General features: G+C 67.5%; 18 protein-coding genes and 1 pseudogene. 7 read left to right on the top strand and 12 right to left on the bottom strand.

Annotated elements, in window-relative coordinates:
* The first annotated feature begins 43 nt into the window (after positions 1-43).
* The 3 genes from AAHG03_RS00480 (at position 44) to AAHG03_RS00470 (ending at position 1,649) form a co-directional block, all read left to right on the top strand.
* The gene (locus AAHG03_RS00480) at positions 44-811 is read left to right on the top strand and encodes a hypothetical protein (protein WP_342148007.1); all 768 of its coding nucleotides are present in this window, start codon (positions 44-46) and stop codon (positions 809-811) included.
* 110 nt (positions 812-921) lie between these two features.
* Positions 922-1,257, top strand: a complete 336-nt coding sequence (locus tag AAHG03_RS00475) for a DUF3768 domain-containing protein (protein WP_342148006.1) — start codon at positions 922-924, stop codon at positions 1,255-1,257.
* A 56-nt stretch (positions 1,258-1,313) separates the two neighbouring features.
* Positions 1,314-1,649 (top strand): hypothetical protein, encoded by a 336-nt coding sequence (locus AAHG03_RS00470; protein WP_342148005.1) that lies wholly within the window; start codon positions 1,314-1,316, stop codon positions 1,647-1,649.
* Positions 1,650-1,698: 49 nt separating this feature from the next.
* Here AAHG03_RS00470 and AAHG03_RS00465 read toward each other — a convergent pair whose 3' ends face one another.
* Positions 1,699-1,965, bottom strand: coding sequence for a helix-turn-helix domain-containing protein (locus tag AAHG03_RS00465; protein WP_342148004.1), 267 nt, complete (start codon positions 1,963-1,965; stop codon positions 1,699-1,701).
* Positions 1,966-2,085: 120 nt separating this feature from the next.
* Here AAHG03_RS00465 and AAHG03_RS00460 point away from each other — a divergent pair, with 120 nt between their 5' ends.
* From AAHG03_RS00460 to AAHG03_RS00450, 3 genes are all read left to right on the top strand, one after another.
* Entirely contained in the window at positions 2,086-3,204 is a 1,119-nt protein-coding gene (locus AAHG03_RS00460) for a hypothetical protein (RefSeq protein ID WP_342148003.1), read from the top strand.
* Between the two features lie 72 nt (positions 3,205-3,276).
* Complete coding sequence (locus AAHG03_RS00455; protein ID WP_342148002.1) at positions 3,277-3,729, top strand: hypothetical protein; 453 nt, start codon at positions 3,277-3,279, stop codon at positions 3,727-3,729.
* 104 nt (positions 3,730-3,833) lie between these two features.
* The gene (locus AAHG03_RS00450) at positions 3,834-4,871 is read left to right on the top strand and encodes a hypothetical protein (RefSeq protein ID WP_342148001.1); all 1,038 of its coding nucleotides are present in this window, start codon (positions 3,834-3,836) and stop codon (positions 4,869-4,871) included.
* A 40-nt stretch (positions 4,872-4,911) separates the two neighbouring features.
* Here AAHG03_RS00450 and AAHG03_RS00445 read toward each other — a convergent pair whose 3' ends face one another.
* From AAHG03_RS00445 to AAHG03_RS00415, 7 genes are all read right to left on the bottom strand, one after another.
* Positions 4,912-5,964: a PD-(D/E)XK nuclease family protein gene (locus tag AAHG03_RS00445; protein ID WP_342148000.1), complete on the bottom strand. Its 1,053-nt coding sequence runs from the start codon at positions 5,962-5,964 to the stop codon at positions 4,912-4,914.
* A gap of 61 nt (positions 5,965-6,025) precedes the next feature.
* Complete coding sequence (locus AAHG03_RS00440; RefSeq protein ID WP_342147999.1) at positions 6,026-6,328, bottom strand: hypothetical protein; 303 nt, start codon at positions 6,326-6,328, stop codon at positions 6,026-6,028.
* Between the two features lie 163 nt (positions 6,329-6,491).
* Positions 6,492-6,893: a hypothetical protein gene (locus tag AAHG03_RS00435; protein ID WP_342147998.1), complete on the bottom strand. Its 402-nt coding sequence runs from the start codon at positions 6,891-6,893 to the stop codon at positions 6,492-6,494.
* The gene (locus AAHG03_RS00430) at positions 6,890-8,125 is read right to left on the bottom strand and encodes an MBL fold metallo-hydrolase (protein WP_342147997.1); all 1,236 of its coding nucleotides are present in this window, start codon (positions 8,123-8,125) and stop codon (positions 6,890-6,892) included. Before AAHG03_RS00430 ends, AAHG03_RS00435 begins: the two co-directional genes overlap by 4 nt.
* A gap of 2 nt (positions 8,126-8,127) precedes the next feature.
* Positions 8,128-9,033, bottom strand: a complete 906-nt coding sequence (locus AAHG03_RS00425; protein ID WP_342147996.1) for a hypothetical protein — start codon at positions 9,031-9,033, stop codon at positions 8,128-8,130.
* Positions 9,034-9,194: 161 nt separating this feature from the next.
* Entirely contained in the window at positions 9,195-10,928 is a 1,734-nt protein-coding gene (locus AAHG03_RS00420; protein WP_342147995.1) for a DUF927 domain-containing protein, read from the bottom strand.
* Between the two features lie 651 nt (positions 10,929-11,579).
* Positions 11,580-12,434, bottom strand: coding sequence for a hypothetical protein (locus AAHG03_RS00415; RefSeq protein ID WP_342147994.1), 855 nt, complete (start codon positions 12,432-12,434; stop codon positions 11,580-11,582).
* Positions 12,435-13,051: 617 nt separating this feature from the next.
* Between AAHG03_RS00415 and AAHG03_RS00410 the strand changes: the two are divergent.
* Positions 13,052-13,186: pseudogene (locus tag AAHG03_RS00410) on the top strand (IS3 family transposase); the annotation flags it as partial.
* 165 nt (positions 13,187-13,351) lie between these two features.
* On the opposite strand, the gene AAHG03_RS00405 reads toward AAHG03_RS00410, so the two are convergent.
* The 4 genes from AAHG03_RS00405 to AAHG03_RS00390 form a co-directional block, all read right to left on the bottom strand.
* The gene (locus AAHG03_RS00405; RefSeq protein WP_342147993.1) at positions 13,352-13,795 is read right to left on the bottom strand and encodes a hypothetical protein; all 444 of its coding nucleotides are present in this window, start codon (positions 13,793-13,795) and stop codon (positions 13,352-13,354) included.
* Between the two features lie 454 nt (positions 13,796-14,249).
* Entirely contained in the window at positions 14,250-14,645 is a 396-nt protein-coding gene (locus AAHG03_RS00400) for a hypothetical protein (protein WP_342147992.1), read from the bottom strand.
* Between the two features lie 745 nt (positions 14,646-15,390).
* Complete coding sequence (locus AAHG03_RS00395; protein ID WP_342147991.1) at positions 15,391-15,642, bottom strand: hypothetical protein; 252 nt, start codon at positions 15,640-15,642, stop codon at positions 15,391-15,393.
* Between the two features lie 65 nt (positions 15,643-15,707).
* Positions 15,708-16,712 (bottom strand): SDR family oxidoreductase, encoded by a 1,005-nt coding sequence (locus AAHG03_RS00390; protein WP_342147990.1) that lies wholly within the window; start codon positions 16,710-16,712, stop codon positions 15,708-15,710.
* Positions 16,713-17,001 lie beyond the last annotated feature (289 nt).

Below are 17,001 nucleotides of genomic sequence, written 5' to 3'. Positions count from 1 at the left end.
AAGGCCCCCGCCCGGGGGCCTTCGTCGTTTCAGGGGGCCCTCGATGAGCGCGCGCCGCAAGACCGCACGCATCAGCCTGCCAGCCGGCGTCGCCGAGACCCCGCTCGCCCCCCAGCCGCCCGCGCTCGTGCTGCTCGGCCGGGACGGCGGCGGGCGACCCCGCGCCGCATGGTTCGACGCCGCCGATGCCGAGGCCGCCATCGCCGCGGCCACAATCATGCGACTGCGCGCCCTGCCGATCACAGAGGCCGCCGGCCGCGAACTCGCCGGGCAGCTCGCCCGGGGGCGGGTCTTGCCCAGCGGCCGCGCCCTCGTGCCGTTCGCCAAGCGCGACCTCTACGCTCGGCTGATCGCGCTCGCCGGCGAGGAGGCCGGGCTCGCCGTCGCCGCCGGCGGTCGGGCTGACCCGCCCGAGGCCAGCGACGCTCCGCCCGTGGACCCGCCGGCGGACGCCCATCTCCCCTCGGCGAAGGAAGTCGACCCGGCGGCCCCATCGGGCGAGGAACGCCCATCGGACGACGGCGAGGCCTCGTCGCCCCCCGCCGATGAGCCGGCGGGCGCATCGCCGGCGCCACGCCCGGGCGCGCACCTGTTCGTCGGCCAGCCCCGCCCGGGGGACCGCAGCGAGATCGGGCTCGGCAGCATCGTGCTCGCCCACGAGGGGCCCGACGACGGCTGGTGGGAGGCTGAGGTGATCGGCACCAACGGCCGGACCTTCTCGCTGCGCTGGCGGGATTACGACCCCGCCGCCTTCCCGACCATCCTGCGCACCGCCGACGAGCTCGCCCTCCTGCCCCCCAAGGCACGCTAGCCGCCCGCGAACCGCGCCCGGGCAGCTCGCCGCCGCCCGGGCGCCATCAGCGCAGCGCCCCGCGCGAGCGCCGCCCAGACCACACCCCCCAGCCACACTCCGAGGTTCCCATGACCGCCGTCCTCGACGCGGAGCGCGTGCGCGCGCTCAACGACATCCTCCGCCGCACGCTTAGTGGCGGCACCCTCGTGCTCACCGCCGGCATCGTCGCGCTCGGCCGTGAGCGCCAGCAGGTCATTCTCGACGCGGTCGCCGCCTACGACCGCTTCGAGCCCGACAACGATCCGCACGGGGAGCACGACTTCGGCGCCGTCGAGGCTACGGGCGAACGGGTATTCTGGAAGATCGACTGCTACGACCGCGCCGGACGCTACGCCTCCCCGGACCCGGCCGACGCCAGCGTCACGCGCCGCGTGCTCACCGTCATGCTCGCCGGGGAGTACTGACCGTGGCTGGGCGTAGGATGCCGGCTACGGCCATTCCCACCCCCGGACCGTGGCTGGTGCGCGGCGAGGCGGAGACGGAGGCCCCGCCGGCGCGGGCGATGCTCGGCGTCGAACCGGCGGGTGACGACTGCCCTGGCGGCTGGCCGTACTTCGTGCGCCGAGACATTCCTGTCGAGCCGGGCGGCTGTCCGCTGCACATCGCGACGGGCATCCAGCGGCTGGCCGACGCTCGGCTGATCGCTGCCGCCCCGGACCTCGCTGCGGCACTGCTCGCGCTGCTCGTCGCCCCGGCCATCACCGCCCACGGCCTCGACGCACACACACGCACGGCGGTCGATGCGGCGTGGGCGCTTTTAGTCCGAGTCGCCCCGCACCTGGAGATCGGATCGTGAGGTCGGAGACGCCCGGCCAGGAATCGGGACCGCCCCGGCAGCCGTGGGCTCACCCGGCCTTCGCACGCCGCCCCGCCCGCAGCGGACGGGGCCGCTCCGCCCCGGGTTCGGGCTCGAGGAACAGCTCAGCGACGGGTACGCCGAGCGCGAGGGCCATCGCCTCCAGCGTCGCGATGGTGACGTTCTCCGAGCCGCGTTCGACCCGCCCGACGTAGGCCCGGTCGATGCCGGCCGCGAAGGCCAGCCGTTCCTGCGACAGGCCGCGCTCAACGCGCAGCCTCCGCAGATTCCAGCCGACGATGCCGCGCGCGTCCATCACGCGAGCAAGCCCTGCCGGCGGCTTGACAATCGACGGACTGACAATCCCTCATTCTTCGAGCTACGGCGGCCTTCCAGTCCCGCCCACCATCCCGCAGCACTACCGATGGAGACCGTCATGCACGACACGACGGGCGCTGCCGCGCCTTCACGGCTCGAGATCACACGACCGGGCGCACCGAGGGTGTCCCTCGGCCGCCGCTGCCGTATCCTCCTGGGCCGCAAGAAATTGGGCGGAACCCTGTCCCACGTGGCCGCGCTCGCCGTGGTGGGCGCCATCCTGGATGCTCCCCATTCGGCCACCGCGCAGACGCCCCATATGGTCGCGATGACGCCGCCGAGTTGCGAAACCTACCAGCGCGAGCACCCCCGCGGCGGCCCCTTCGAGCAACTGTCGGACTTGTTCGGCCTGTCAATCTACCGTTGGGAGGAGGCGGACTTCGGTCGCTACCGAGACTTTCTGCTCGCGTGCGGGCGCAGCCTGCCGAGCGTGCGCGGTGATGTCCCCTCCGAGGCATGGGATGCAGCTGTTGCGCAAGGCGTCGCCGGTTTGAAGGAGTACGCTGGCTTCGGGCAGGGCCGGCTTCGCACGAGGCTCGATCCGGACACACCGGACTACACACCGACCTTCCGCAAGATGAACTGCGACCGCTTCACCCGGGCAAGCATTGAGGGATGGGCGGGCAGCGGAGCGCCGGGCAAAATCGAGGGTTCGCCGTTCACCGTGCCGGTAGAGTATTGGAACGACGAAGTCTGGCAGGCGCTGGAGAACCGCCTGCTCGAATGCGAGCAAAAGAGGGGCTCGCCCCAAGCGAATCGAACCATAGTGCGTCTACTGATCGACACGCAGAGGGAGCGGTATCAAGGGGAGATTGATCGCGCCCAGGAGCCTGAGCGCAACAGAAAGATGATCACTTGGGCGCAGGAGCAGCAACGGAAGGAAGCCGAGGAGTTGGTTCAATCCCGGCGAGAGGAACAGGAACGGTTGGTGACCGACCCATGCAACCAGGTCGCGATGCGGCGGCGACTGATGCAGGCAGCCAACGGAATGGACCGGGCGCGCTACGGAGGACGCCGACTGATCGATTTGATGCGAGGCAGCTCCATAGGGGTGCAAGGATCGCCGGGGGTGTCGTGCATATTCCTGGGGCAGTGGTCGTCGGGCGAGCAGGGGCTGGTGACGATCACGGTGCGCAAGAACTCCCTGGGCGACGACCTGATTGAGGTCCGGCCGTGACGGAGCGTGGTTTGAATTGAGCCCGCAGACGTTCGGGCTACGATGCCGCAACGCTATTTCGGGGGAGATCGTATGAAAGCGCCGACGGAAACGCAGATCCGCGCGATGACGCCGGAGGGGCGGATGACGGTGCGCAGCCGCGCCGCCAAGCTCGACACGGATGTCGGCCGCGCAACCGTCGCGCTGATCGACGGGCTTGGATTGCCTCTGAGCAGCGGGGGGATGTCCCTCGACGACCCGGTCTATCGCGAAATGCAGGAGATCGTCTGGTCTGCCAGGGCTCGGCAAGCCGCGCTGGAGGCTGTCGCGAACGGCCAACCCGCCCTCGCTGGTGTCGATCCGATCCTGCAGGAGGTCATGGGCAGTCGATATGGGCGCACGGCGCAGGGGACTATGAACGCGGGATCGCTGGTCGCCGAGGTAATGCGGCACGCCGGCTACGAGAAGGATGGCGAGGGCCCTCTGCCAGCGACCTGCATTGCTCGAACGGCGGCGATGTGGAAGCCGACAAAGGCTCTGCGTTGACCCCAGTAGGTAAGATGTACTGCAAGAACAGCCACATTGCCTATAAAAAGAGATGGAACTTGGATTGGAAACGCAGGCGATAGAAGCCTGTGGGGGGAGGCGACATGGATTGGTTCGAGCAGCTAACTGGGTTTCAGGAGGCTGGCTACAAGGAGACACAAGCCCGGCTGCGCGTAGTGGACGACCGCCTCGTGCACGAGGCCACGGGCGAAACCTTCGCCTTTGGGACGCTGACACTGCCGTCGCTCGCGGAACTGCGCACAGCGGCAGCCGGTGTTCATCGTCCTGGCCGGGTGCGCCTCTCCATCGTCGAGGGCGATGCGCGCGCTCTGCACCGGGCGCCGCAGAATCGCGGTGCGCTGTTCCAGGTCGCCTCGCAGTTCAACATGCTGGAGATGGTTGGGCCGGACGTTACTCCGGAGGACGGCGTGGCCGGCTACGCTCACGACCGCACGCAGGGGCCGGCCTGTGCAATGGCCGCGGGCGCAGCCACCATCTACCGCAACTACCTCGCGCCGGTGGCGGGTGAGACTGGCCAGACGGCGGAGCGCCAACTCGACGGCCTCTTCGACTTCGGAAATGCGCTGGCGCAGCGGCTTAGCACCAACCGCGGCAGTCTCTGGGTGATGCGCAATGGCTATGCGCTGCCGACGCGGGCGGGGCTCGCGGCCATCGCGGAGCACCTGAGCAGAGCCGACGAGGCAGCCCTCGACGATTTACGCGGCCGGCTCCGGCTCGGACTGCACGCGGACGTCGAGGTTACCGACGGGGCAGCGCCGCGCCCGCTCGTCAGCCAGATTTTCTGTTCGGCGCTGCCGGTAGCCTACACGCGCCTGCCGGCATCGGCCTGGGCGCCGTTCGCGCGCCTTGTGCTGGAGGCGGCCTACGAAGGTACGCTGCTGGCTGGGGTGCTGAACGCGGCGCGTGGCGCCTCGAACCGCGTGCTGCTGACGCGGCTTGGCGGCGGCGCCTTCGGCAACGCCGACGATTGGATTGACGCGGCCATGCTACGGGCCCTGCGGCTCGCCAGCGACCGCGACCTTGAGGTAGCGGTTGTGAGCTACGGGCGGCCTTCGCAAGAGTTGCGCGAGCTTGTGCGCAGGTACGACGAGGCAGCTGACCGTTCGAAGACAGCGACGTGATTGTGAATCGCTCATCGCCCAAGGACGGTCGCCGGACGGATTAGTGGGCCGCTTGAGAGTCCTGAACGGCCCGAACCCCCTCGTTAACCAGATCCATCGCTGCCCTCAGTCGAAGCACAGTCGCATCGGGGTCGAACAGACCGTCCAAGCCGAGCTGCATCCAGTCACTTTGGTCAAGCCGCGCCACGGTCATCCAAGTTCCCGGTTTGCGGTGAAGTGGCTGGATCGTCTGCCCGGTGCGCTGCGCCGCGGCGGTCAGGGTCGAGCGCCACGCATCGCGCGGGCCCACCTTGTCTGGCCCGTCCTCGACCGCGATCTTGAAGCACAGCGGCCCTTGCTCGATTTGTAGATACACGTCGTATGTGCGGCCAGTCGCCGGATTAGTCCAGGACCGTCCGTGCCACCAAGCAGCAAGAAAACCTCCGCTTGGATTTGGGGTATATTGCCAGTTGAGGTCCGCGAACACAGTTTGCAGACTGATGTACAGGCCGATCCAAGGCGACGCTCCCTCCCAGGCGGCGGGGGGCACGGACCGAAAGGCTTGTACCGCCGCATCCAGCTCCTCCAAAACAGCGAGGAAATCATGGAGGATGGGGTGGCTGCTCCCAGCACAGGCTTGGCGGAGGAACTTCAGGAGCCTGTCTCGGCCGACCCGTTTGAACCCCGCCGCTTCGACCACGTCGTACCGCGCTTGGTCGCCAGTTTTGAGGAAAACGGGCGCGATGCGCCGTCCTGGAAATGCCTCGGTGATGCGGTCCCGGTATCGCGTGAGCTGATTGCCGTGGATGCCAGCGTGAACCTTGTCCTCGATCAGCAAGATCAGATCGTCGCCGACCTCGACAAGGATATCGACGTACTTGTACTGCCGGTGGACTAGAACGTGAGTTCGGCCATCCATCGCGAGAGTGTGCTCGCAGAGCAGCATGTCCACGAAGCCGCGCCCGATCCCATGCAGTGCGGCGTCCGCGGTAGCGAATGAGCTATCGGCCCACGCAAGGAGCCAGCAGAAGAACGCATCCTGCGACAGCTCCTTGGTGGCAAATTTGAACAAGTTCGGCGCCGCAGACGCAGGCGATTTGGCTGATGCTTGCAACGACCGTCTCCATGAATGCTCGCGGGGAGGACCTCGCGCGGTCGATACCGGCCGCGCAGCCTCAGGTGCGCGTAGGCATACCCGCTTCGGCTCTCTCCCGCTCCTCGGCCGCGTACCGCCGCGTCTCTTCTTCGAGATAGCGCGCTTCTTCCCCCAAGCAGCGTGCGTAGTCCTCCGAGATGCGCTCGAAGGTACCGTCCTCGACGAACGCCTTCAGCACGGCGCGAGCCGACCCCGTCGCGGCGAGCCTTTGCTCCGCACTGGCCGCGATCTCGGGATGATTTTCGACGAGGAAGGATAGGTACGCGACCGCCTCGCCTTGATCGGAGGGGATGTAGATGCACTCGACGATTGGTAAGATCATCAAATCGCCCCAGCAAGACCAACGGACTATGGACGACAAGCCGTTGACGAGCAAAGTTTTTATTTTTCGACCAAGCTACTGAACTATCCCTGCTGAAAGGATTCTGGCGTTTTGCCGATCCTGTTGCAGCTGCCAAGAGGTGAGCAGGCTGGTCACTTTCCACCTATCGGTAATGCGGATCGCCGCGCACGACGACGTCGGCCGCGTCCAACCCGAAGGCCGTGCGCAGGGAAGCGAGCGTCGCAGGCTGCTGCAACCGCCGGTCGGCGTAGAGCACGAACCGGGCGCTCGGCACCTCGTAGACCACCCGCCCGCGCGGCCACTCGTCGTACTCGGTTACACGGATGGCATCGGGGTGACCCTGCTTGCGTAGGCCACGCACGCCGAGCCGCTGCCATGCGTCCCACCGCTCGTAGTGCCCTGGCCCGTGGGTGAGGCAGTCGCCATAGGGTTCCGCGCGCGACAGGGGCGTGCGGTCCACGACAAGCACGCCGGCGACGCGCCAGAAGATGCCTACCGCTGGCTCGGGTCTGGGCCCGGTGTTAGGCGGGGCGAGCGCGCTCACGGGATCGTCCAGGTCTCGCCGTCGGCCAGACGTCGGACCCGCTCAAAGCCGGCCGCCGCGACGTCCCAGTTCTCCCCGTGCACCGGGATTACCGCCTTCGCGTCGACCGCGGCGGCCAGCGCGCGCAGGTCGGCGGGGGCGGCGTGGCCGCTACTGTGCAGGTAGGCGATCTCCGCCCCCGCCGACCGGCACCATTCCAGCGGCTCGGCGTAGTAAGGCGTGCTCAGGTAGCCGCGCCACATCGACAGGTTGAAGGCGTCGCGCGCCGTCGGGACGAGCCCGGCGCGGGTGTAGTCGCCGATCAGCGAGCGCCGGAGCATCACGACCGCGTCGGGCGGCACCGCGCGAGCAGCTACGCCGTCGCGGGCCATCCGCGCGACGAAGTCCTCCCGACCCCGGCTCGCGTACATCCGGCGCAGGCCGCTCGTGACCACCACCTTCAGGTTGGCGAAGCCCGCCCGCGGCAGCCGCGTGCCCTCGGCGATTCGGTCGAGCACGTCGGCGGTGTACAGGTCGATCACCAGCGTCCGCCCGGACTTCTTGGCGGCCCGGTAGAGGGTCACCGTGCGGTCGATGTTCTGGCCCGACCACGCCACGAACACCCGCCCGCCGGTGCGCCCGAACAGTTCGACGAAGGCGTCCTCCAGCGTCGCCTCGGTTTGCACCGGCTTGTCGGTGCCGAGGTTCGTCCCCTCGATCACCAGCGCGTCGAGGTCGGCCGGAGGGCGGGCGAGTAGCCCGTCAACGAGGCCCCCCTTGCGCCCGTGCCGCCGGAAGTCGCCGGTGTATAGCACGCGGCGGCCGGCGCCCGCGACAAGCAGCATGTAGGCGTCGAAGGCGCTGTGGTCGGTCAGCATCGGGGTGACCGCGAAGGGACCGACGGAGAACGGCCCCAAGCGACTGTCCCATGTCTCGAAGGTGCGCTTGGCCGGGCGGCCCGCAATCTCACCGGTGAGCGCGATCAGCCGCGCGGAGGCCGCCCCCGTCCACAGCGGCCAGTCGGCGGGCAGTTCGTCTACGAGGCCGTGATGGTCTTGGTGCGGATGGCTGATGAGCACGGTCGCCGGCCGCGACAGGTCGAGGCTCGCCGGCAGCAACCCGCTCGCCCCCTCCGGCGCGTCGAGGGGGCGACCGGCGTCGAGAACAAGTCGGGCCCCGTCTGGATGAGCGATCTCGATGCAAGTGCCGCCGATCTGTTGCGTGCCGCGGTGGACGGTCAGGCGTAGGCTCACGCTCAGACCCTAATGTCCACGGGCTTGCCCTTCGCCTGGACGTCGCCGATGGCCACGCCAAGCTTCCCCAAGTGCTTCTTCCAGCGCGGCTCGTTCTTCTGAGCGTTGTCGAAGCCGAAGACGAGGAGCCCGACTTTTGGGGTAGCACCCAGCGTTAGGCGCCGATCACCGCGTCCGACCGCTTCAATCACCGGCGACAACGCGCGGGTCCAGCCCATGTCCTTGAATGCCACGAGGTTGGCGGCCACCGCCGTGTAGCTCGCCTCGATATCCGTGCGGTGCTGGACCAGCGCGAGGCGGTAGGTCTCGATCTGCTCGCAGACCGGCGCGGTGCTGTCACCAAATGCGCGCAACTCCCCATTGGCGTAAGCTTTGGCCTCCCAGAACACGAGGCGCGCATTTTCGCCGTCTGCCTCCACGCTAGCCAAGTCGATGCGCGGGGCACTTCTTTCTTCGCCATCTGCGACGGCATAGCGCCCTGGAAAGGCGATCTCGACATCGAGCACGCTCGCGTTGCCCACGGCGATCTCGTGGCAGCCGGTCTTCTCCTCACCCGAGAACAGGGCGGCGGCGCGCTTCATCTTCGACAGCGTGGTCGGCCCCTCGAAGTCCCGAATGAGCGCGCGCTCTAGACTCGCCGCGGTGTCGAAGCGTCCGCCCAGCAGCGGTACCTGCCCGGCCAGTGCGGGATCGACGAGGAACTTTTCGTGGGTCGTGACGACGAGCTGCCCGCGCGGGCAACTGACGTTGAACAGGGCCTGCCCGCGCCAGTACACATTCAGATCCGTGCGGCGCGGCGCGATGAGCAGTTTGGGGTCGGCCAGCACGTCGCGCCACCAGCCGCCCGCGGCAGCCTCCTCGGCGAGGCGTTTCACGAAAGAATCGTTCAAGGCGCGGTCGAAGATCACGGCGGGCTCCTGCAAGGCGGCACTCCCTTATTCCCGTGAGCGGCCGCTGAATTTACACCTGAGGTTACATTTCTTGCCCAATGTCACGATGAAGGCGACGTCGAACATGCTGCGAAGCCACACGGTCGGCGGGCCGATTGGTGAAATTCGCCCGCCGTTCTTCAGCTCGGAAGGCGGAAGGTGATCGAGCGTACCTTTTTGCCGCCCTTCACCCACCGCGGCCACGAGACCGCCCAGTCGTGACCGCCGCCGCCCGGGGTGCTCTCCGCGTTGGCCTTGTGCAGCGCCCCGGTTCGGTCGAGCCACGTCAGGATCGCCGTGAGCTCCCGCTTCTCGAACCACGACGCGAACGAGGTCGCGTGGATCGTGATGTGCTCGCCGGTGCTTCCGGCCCAGCGATAGCCCAGATCCACGCCGGGGCGGACGCCCTCCCGCTCCGGCAAGTCGAGGTCGAGAAGGCGGGCGTGAAGCCGCTCCTTCGCCTTCAGCAGCATCGGATCGCCGAGGCGGGCCGTCCGCTGCGCTTCCCGGAAGCAGCGCGTGATTGCCCGGCGAACGCTAACTGGCCTCCACGGCCGCGGCAGAAGGCCGACGTCCATCGCGATGCGCGCCCCCGCGTAGATCACGCCGAAGCACTTGGCGGCGTGCTCGATCTCGCTCTCGGCATCCTGAAGGTCCAGAGCGTGTACGAACGCATCGGCGTATTGCCGCGCCCGGCTCTCGACCTCGTCGCCCAAGGCGATGAGTTCCTTGAGATAGGCGTCGAATATGAAGCCGTGGTTGGCCTGGCAGCCGTTGCGCATCTTGACCATCTGTCCGAGCGCCCAGCGATGGAACTCCCCCTCGCCGACATCGTCGGGACGGCCATCGAACACCGTCCGGCGCCCGCCCTGCAGCGCCGGCACGTCGAGGCACCGCGCCCTCTCTCCACCGGGACGTTCGCGCCCGATTTGGCGGGCCAGCTCGTCGATGGATCGCTCCGAATTGAAGAAGAAGATCGTCGAAAAGTTCGACTGCTCGATGTCGCTGGCGAAGGTCGAGGCCTTGTGGCGGGTGCGGTCCCGACTCTCGCCCAGCGCGTAGATCGCCGGGCCGAGCTGCTCGTAGGCCTTTGGCCCGAGGAGCGCCATTTCGTTGAGCGGGAGGGCGCAGTCGTTGAAGATCCCGGCGAGCTGCAGAAGGCCAGCCGTGGTCGTGTTTAGGTTGGGCAGGGCGGCCTCGTTCGGCAGGCCGATGATCGAGCCCGCCACGGTGGTGATCGTAGACTTGCCGGACTTGTTCGCCCCGAACAGGTTGAAGCCGAACGACGGGAAGCGGAGGATGCGCAGCAGCGGCGCCGCGAAGGTCGCCGCGATCACGAGGATGGCCCGCGAAGAGAAGCGGGCCGGCATCGCGACCTCGTCGATCCAGCCCTGCACCGTCCCGGCCTTGCGGAAGGTGATCAGGACGGGCTCACCGTCCTTCGGCCGGGGCGGCTGTATGCAGCGCAATCCGCCGACGCGGCCGACGACGCCGGTCTGGCGGACGAAGGCCTGCCGCTGCGGCCCGTACCAGCCGTTGCGGGCGGCGTGGCGAATGTGATGTTCGGGCGGGGAGGCGATGGCTTCCTCGATCTCCGCCAAGTCGGCGGTAGCGAGGGCGGCGCCCTTCTTGCGGCCCTCGGCGAGAACCTGCTTCGCCGACTCGGAGCGTTCGTGGGGCACGTCGAATTCGACGGTCCCGCCCAGCACGGTGGGCGCGCGGAAGCGGTCGTGCGCGTTGCCGGTCGCCTCGTCTTCGACGTGGGCGACCTTGCGCACCGCTGGCGCCGGCTCGGGCTGGGTGCTCCAGTCGATGTCGAGGGGGCGTCGGCGCGGGTCCGACGGCTCGATCTTCATGATGCCGCGTCCTGGCATGGCTCTTCTCCTGGGCGTGCCGTACCGGCCGTGCCGGGCGGCGTCGCGCTGAGCTTACGGGGGGTGGCACGGCCGGCACGGCCGGCACGCTCGGCGAGCGCAATGGGGCCGTGGATTCACGGTGAAACGGACGTGCTGCAGTTCACATCGTTTTCGTGCTGATGCTCCTTCTCGCTGCGGGCGGCACGCTCCTCGAAGAGGTCACCGCCACGGCTCGGGGACGGTTGAGAACCGGCTCGCCAGTGGCCGGCCGATGGTTCCCTTTGATCGGTGTGGCACGGCGCTCGCAGAGCATCGTGCCTGGGCGGTGAGCGATGCGGTCACCGGGTCCGCGTAGGTCCTCCTCGGGGTTAGGGGTGGCGCGCTGCCGTCGAAGTCAGGGTCTAGGATCGGCGGCGGGTGGGGTGTCCCAGGCTGAGTTCTTTCCTCCGGCTGAGTGTCAGCCTCGCAGAGGCGGACCGATGGGGTTGAGTGGTTCGCGGTCTCCGTGACCGCCACGCTTCTCCTTTTCAGGGTGATCGGCACCGAGCCTCGCCGAGATCTCGTGCCGGAGGTTTCAGGCGCTTCCGGATCGGTAATGGGTCTCCTTCATGCAGTGATCAGAACGGAACCCGGGGGTGTCCTCGCCCGGGTTTGCTTGAGTGCCTCCTCTCAGGTTCGCAGGGTTCGCCGAGGCCGCGCGATGGGCACGAGCTCGAAGTGCACGCCGAGCAGCACGATCCGCCCCGTCAGCCCGGCTCGCGCGAGCGCCCGAACAGCCCGGATCTCCTGCTCGACGGTGAGGACGCGATCCCGGGTGGTACGAACCGGGCTCGCTCGCCGAGGATCATCGCGGAGGATCGTCAGGCGCCGGGTGAAGCGGGGCTTGTGGCTATAGGCGAAGGCCGCCGGGTCGCCGTTGAACCGCTTCCGCCGGATCGGACGGCAGACCATGTTGGTCGCGGGCACGAGGCGCCGTAGCTTCGGCAGCGCCGCCTCCACGTGCGCCGCTGGGGCGATGCCGTAGATGTGCACGCACGGGTGGGGGGCGAAGCGATCCGCCTCGGGCAGCGTTCGGCGATCATCCTCGTTGAAGCTCAGGTCGAGCCCGAACGCTCCGAGACGCAGCCCGGCCCGGCGCAGCACGGCGGTGTAGCGCGCCCGCTCGGCCACGAAATCGATTTCCCCTTCCGGATCGAGCGGCGGCAAGATCAGCGACAGCATCACCCAGGGCCCGAGGTGCTCGTGCGCCTCGATGAACCGGTAGAGGGCCCGCACGAACGTGCGCTGCACGGCCCGGCCGCACTGCGGACAAGCCGGATGCAGACAGCGGTGACGGCGGTCACAGCGGCCGAGCGCGTTGGCGATGTCGAGAAGGTGCGGCGAGGCGCTGCCGTGCTTGATCAGGCGCTTCTTCAGCTTACGAGCGGCGGCCTTCACGTCCCGCGGGCGCGCCGCCGGTCGCTGGCGCTTGCCCTCGCGCCAAGTCGGGCCCGCGATGCCGTAGCCGCTGCCCCGGCGCAGCATCTGGCGCAGGAGAAGAGCGGAAGCGTCATGGGACGGCTCGTCAGGGTCGTCGCAGACGAGACCGAGCTGCGACGGCGGGCGAGCAAGAGATGTGTGGCGATAGGAGGATGAGCGCATCACTGGGCAGCCGAAGGAGAAATCGGGTAAGCCCGTGATGCAACGGCTAGGGGTCACGCCAGGGCGTGCACCTGAGGTGTGCCGTTAGCTGCGGCAGAAGCCGTGCTGTCGCACGCCGACCACCATTCACGTATCCAGGCGCCAGCACTAGAGCCGGCGCAAAAGCGGATTGGTGAGAGATATGCCGGCCAAGTCAGGAGAACAAGTGGCCATCGGCATCTGGCCATTGCGCACACCGGGTCGCCTAAAGCCTTCGAGCAACGCGGCAAAAAATCGGCCGCGTGATACCGAGCATGACCTCGGTCGGCCAGAAATCTGCAACTTGATGTTAGTGGTCGAGTTTCCGCCGTCGTCCGGGAGGATGTACGCCCGGTGACGACGCCGGAAACTAAAGCCGGCAGGGGGAGGCCAGGGCTGTCCGACGTCAGCACCTGTGGGACAGATTGAGGGTCTTCACGAACGGAGGATGGCTGGTTCATCGTAGCCCCTGAGGAGCGAAGATGAAGCAGACATCCGGACCGGCCAAGAAGCTGGCAGAAGCGGTGATCAAGGACATCCGTCGGGCCACACGTCGGCAGTTCTCGTCCGAGGAGAAGATTCGCGTGGTGCTGGAAGGCTTGCGTGGCGAGGACAGCCGGCGCGCCTCAGTCATCACCTCCTTGGCCGCGCTGACACGGACGAAGCCAACTTCGGCTTCGAGTTCGGCGCTGGCCGGCCCAACGCCAGCGAGGAGGAAGACAACGGCGACGCGGCATGTGCACGCAGAGCCCAACTGTAGCTTCTTCGCGAAGTCTATCGCGCTAGTGACCAGGCTGCAGCCCGTGACTGGCGCTCGCACCGATATGCGTATCCACCTCAACATCTAGCCTGTCGGTGATCTCGAAAGCAGATCGAAAATCCGTATTGTCAAAGATAAGATCGGAACGGAAATAACGATAGGTGAAGTCCGTATGTGGGCCATGTAATTGCTGGACCAAGTGGTCGAGTCCAGAAATGTTTTTCAAATTTCTTGACGTCGCTTCTTTATACAAATTACCGAGATCGTGCCCATACGGCTTCTTGCGGAGGATATCCTCATGTATGCCCTCCCGGCAGAGCCACGACTTCAGATAGAGCTCGACCGAAAAGCCGAGCAACATGTGAATCGGCAGGTAGGTCATCTCGACCCGACTTTCACGGAGCGGGCTTAGCACGATGATTTTTGCGGCCTCTGCGTAACCCTTGGCCGGGACGTAGAAATCCAACGGCGTTCGGGCCGGCGGTGTTGCTGACGATGACATTGTCTCTCCCGAACACTTGGACGGCCTATCCATTGGTGCTTATTGCTGGCCCGGCCGCGCTCCCTCGAGCCGTTATGAAACGGACCCTTAGATTCCCTCGTAACGCAGACTGGGCTTGTGCGCATCACGGGAGTGATGCACAAAATGAGCAGCGCCGAATTGTAGGGCGACCTAACACATTGTTTTGATTGATATAAAGCTGACGCACGCCCAATCCTTTCCTGGGCACCAATGGATTCTCAGAGTTCTGAAATCCTTGGTTTGACGAGTTTCGATCCCGCACCGGGTGACCGGGGGCGGGATTTTTCTTGTCGGAGCGATCGGCCGTGCGGGGCGACATCCGGAGCCGTTTCGACGGCGGCGCACCGGCTCCTACGATGGGCCGGTGCCTTGCTTTCGGGAGGCCCGGAGCGGGGGATCAGTCGGCCTGTGCGGTCCGCACCGTGTGGCGGCGGGCGGTCCAGCGGCCGGTGCAGAGGCCGCCCGAGACACGCCACGTGCCGGCGCCGCCGCGCACTTGGAGCCGGCCCGAGGCGGTGCCGTTGGCCGCCGCTGTGGCGACGGTGAGGCCGACGCTGCCGTCCGCCCCGACCCGGCCCGAGACCGTGGTGCCGTTCGACGAGGCCGTCGTGATCGGGCGGGCCTGACCGTCCTGAACGCTCAGGGTGTAGCTGTACTGCGCCTCGCACAGCCCGCTCTCGGTCACGAGCTGGACCGACCACGTGCCGTCGAACCCGCCTGCCGAAGAACCACCTGCGACAGCCGGAGAGGCGAGCAGTGCGGCCAGGGCGGTGGTCAGGGCGAGCTTGGACATGCGTGATCCGGTGCAGCGACGAGGGTGAGGTGACCGGATGCGCCGTCGCTCGCACTCCGTACCGTCGATCCGTGAGATGTCCGCACCATACCCGAACAAGAGGCGAGAATATGACGGCAGCCCATGGCAGGGTTGCCGATATAGCGCGACTCGTCGTGGAACTTTTTACGCGCAAGTCGTGCGGAAGTTCCGCGGCGGCGCGCGTGCTGCACGATTTGTGTTGAAGCTCGGGCGTTCTGCGCGAATGCACAGCTGCTTGAACGGCGCGCGGAGGCAGCTCTGGGCCGGGTCCGGGAAGGACAGTTCAGAGGCCGGTGCGGGAGGCCGCGGCGCATCGCGGTTGCTTGCCCCAAGACGAGAGGACGCCGCCGTTAGTCGGCAGCCGGATCAGCTTTGGAGTGAGCAAGAAACGCGCCGGTCGGCCTGCAATGCCGCCGTTGCGATAACCGGGACATTTTGAACTATCGCCGGCTTGGCGTGGAGCAACGGTAGACGCCTGACCTCTTGTTAGGACGCTGCAATTTGAAAAGCGCTGGCGCCCTTTCCATTTGACCCACGCGGCGTCCACCCCGTCATCGCGAGGCGGAACTGACGCGATCCAGGGCGTGCGTTATCCGGATAAGGCAAGACCGCGCCGACAGAAGGGGGGAGGCGTGGACCTCCCCCGGACGTGTCGCGCCCTAGATTGCGTCAGTTTCGCCTCGCAATGACGCACAGCGTCCGAGGCCGCCGAGCGAGAGCCCTGTCAGGCCGAGAGCTCGGCCAGCCGCGCCCTGTGCCGGTCGAGGGCGTCGAGTAGGAGCGGCATGAAGGGCGATGAGGCGTCGAGGTCGGCCACGCCTGCCCCGAGCCGGTCGAGGGCCTGAACCTGCGCGTCGAGGCCGGGGACGGGGGCGAGATAGGCCCAGATCGCCTCGTCCGCCTCGCCGACATTGGCCGGCTGCTCGGAGGCGAGCAGGGCGGAGAAGACGTCGAGGGTGGATTCGAGGCTCGCCACGGTGTGTCGGTCCCCTGATAAGAACGCCCCCGGCCGGAAGCCGAGAGCGGAAAATCACAAAAGATTCAGCGGCGGGTGCCGCCGAGCAGGCTCGCGGCGGCGAAGCCCACGCCGGCCACCACCGCGGCGGTGGTGAGCGGGTGCAGGCTGCCGCGGGTGTAGAGGCTGCGGCGCATGACGTATCCGGGATGCCCGCCCCTCACGTTGCCGCCCTCCCGCGGGGCGTAGAGCGCGCCGTCGCGGTGGGTCGCCGGCTTGTCCTGCAATTGCTGGCCGATCATCGTGCGCCCGACCCGGTCGAACATCCGCGGCGCCATCGCCTGCGCGGCGCTCATGATCCGGCCGGCGCCGCCGACATAGATGTCCCGGCGCGGGTTCTCGGCGGCGTAGAGGATCGCCTCCGCGACCTCTTCCGTTCGGTAGACCGGCGGCGGAAGTTTTGGGGCGCGGTCGGTGTAGTTCTTGGCGTTCTCGGCGAACGGCGTGTCGATGGCCGCGGGCTTGATCAGCGTCACGGCGACCGACGCGCCCTCCTCCTCCAGCTCGATGCGAAGCGCATCGGTGAAGCCTCTGATGGCGTGCTTGCTGGCGCAGTACATCCCCTGGAGCGGGAAGGCGACGTCGGAGGCGACCGAGCCGAGATTGATCAGCGTGCCGCGGCTCGCCTTCAGATGCGGCAGCGCCGCGAGCGAGCCGTGGACGAGGCCCCAAAAGTTGGTCTCGAACAGCCGGCGGTGATCCTCCAGCGACACCTCCTCGATCCGCCCGAAGATCGACAACCCGGCATCGTTCACCCAGGTGTCGATGCGCCCGAACCGGTCGATCGCGGCCCGCGCCAGCGCTTCGACCCCGGCGCGGTCGGTGACGTCGGTCGGCACGGACAGCGCCTCGCCGCCGGAGCCCTCGATCTCCCGGCGGATCTCGGTCAGCGCCCCCTCGTTGCGGGCGGCGAGCACGACCTTCGCGCCGCGCTCGGCGGCCATGCGGGCGCTGGCCAGACCGATGCCGCTCGAAGCGCCGGTGATGACGACGACCTGCCTGTCGAGCGGCTTCTTGTGTTTGCTCGTCATGAGCGGGTTCCTTTCGGGAGGAAATTTCGCCGACACGTCAATGAATGCGTCCGGCCCGATCCCGGTACGGCATCGCGGGCAGAGTGGGACGCGGGGCGGGCTCGACACTTCCTCGACCGCAACCGCAACCAGGGAACCGGGTGGTCCGGTTTCGTCGCGATGGCGCGAGTGCATCGGACATCCGGTGCTCCATCCTCAACGCTTTCATCCGGTGAACCGCGAAGGGGAAGGCCAAGTTTCGGCCGGGTGCTGGCCGTCGAAGGTCCTATCGATCCGGCACATCCCGAGG

Origin of the sequence: Methylorubrum subtropicum, from assembly GCF_038442325.1 — a bacterium.
Lineage (GTDB): Bacteria > Pseudomonadota > Alphaproteobacteria > Rhizobiales > Beijerinckiaceae > Methylobacterium > Methylobacterium subtropicum.
The sequence above is the reverse complement of the archived record's forward strand: the minus strand, read 5'-3'. Positions and strand labels throughout refer to the sequence as shown.

Bases quoted from the DNA above. Each gene is read 5' to 3' on its own strand.
- AAHG03_RS00480 (WP_342148007.1), top strand. From the start codon at position 44: ATGAGCGCGCGCCGCAAGACCGCACGCATCAGCCTGCCAGCCGGCGTC.
- AAHG03_RS00475 (WP_342148006.1), top strand. From the start codon at position 922: ATGACCGCCGTCCTCGACGCGGAGCGCGTGCGCGCGCTCAACGACATC.
- AAHG03_RS00465 (WP_342148004.1), bottom strand. From the start codon at position 1,965: ATGGACGCGCGCGGCATCGTCGGCTGGAATCTGCGGAGGCTGCGCGTT.
- AAHG03_RS00460 (WP_342148003.1), top strand. From the start codon at position 2,086: ATGCACGACACGACGGGCGCTGCCGCGCCTTCACGGCTCGAGATCACA.
- AAHG03_RS00455 (WP_342148002.1), top strand. From the start codon at position 3,277: ATGAAAGCGCCGACGGAAACGCAGATCCGCGCGATGACGCCGGAGGGG.
- AAHG03_RS00450 (WP_342148001.1), top strand. From the start codon at position 3,834: ATGGATTGGTTCGAGCAGCTAACTGGGTTTCAGGAGGCTGGCTACAAG.
- AAHG03_RS00440 (WP_342147999.1), bottom strand. From the start codon at position 6,328: ATGATCTTACCAATCGTCGAGTGCATCTACATCCCCTCCGATCAAGGC.
- AAHG03_RS00420 (WP_342147995.1), bottom strand. From the start codon at position 10,928: ATGCCAGGACGCGGCATCATGAAGATCGAGCCGTCGGACCCGCGCCGA.
- AAHG03_RS00415 (WP_342147994.1), bottom strand. From the start codon at position 12,434: ATGCTGCGCCGGGGCAGCGGCTACGGCATCGCGGGCCCGACTTGGCGC.
- AAHG03_RS00400 (WP_342147992.1), bottom strand. From the start codon at position 14,645: ATGTCCAAGCTCGCCCTGACCACCGCCCTGGCCGCACTGCTCGCCTCT.
- AAHG03_RS00390 (WP_342147990.1), bottom strand. From the start codon at position 16,712: ATGACGAGCAAACACAAGAAGCCGCTCGACAGGCAGGTCGTCGTCATC.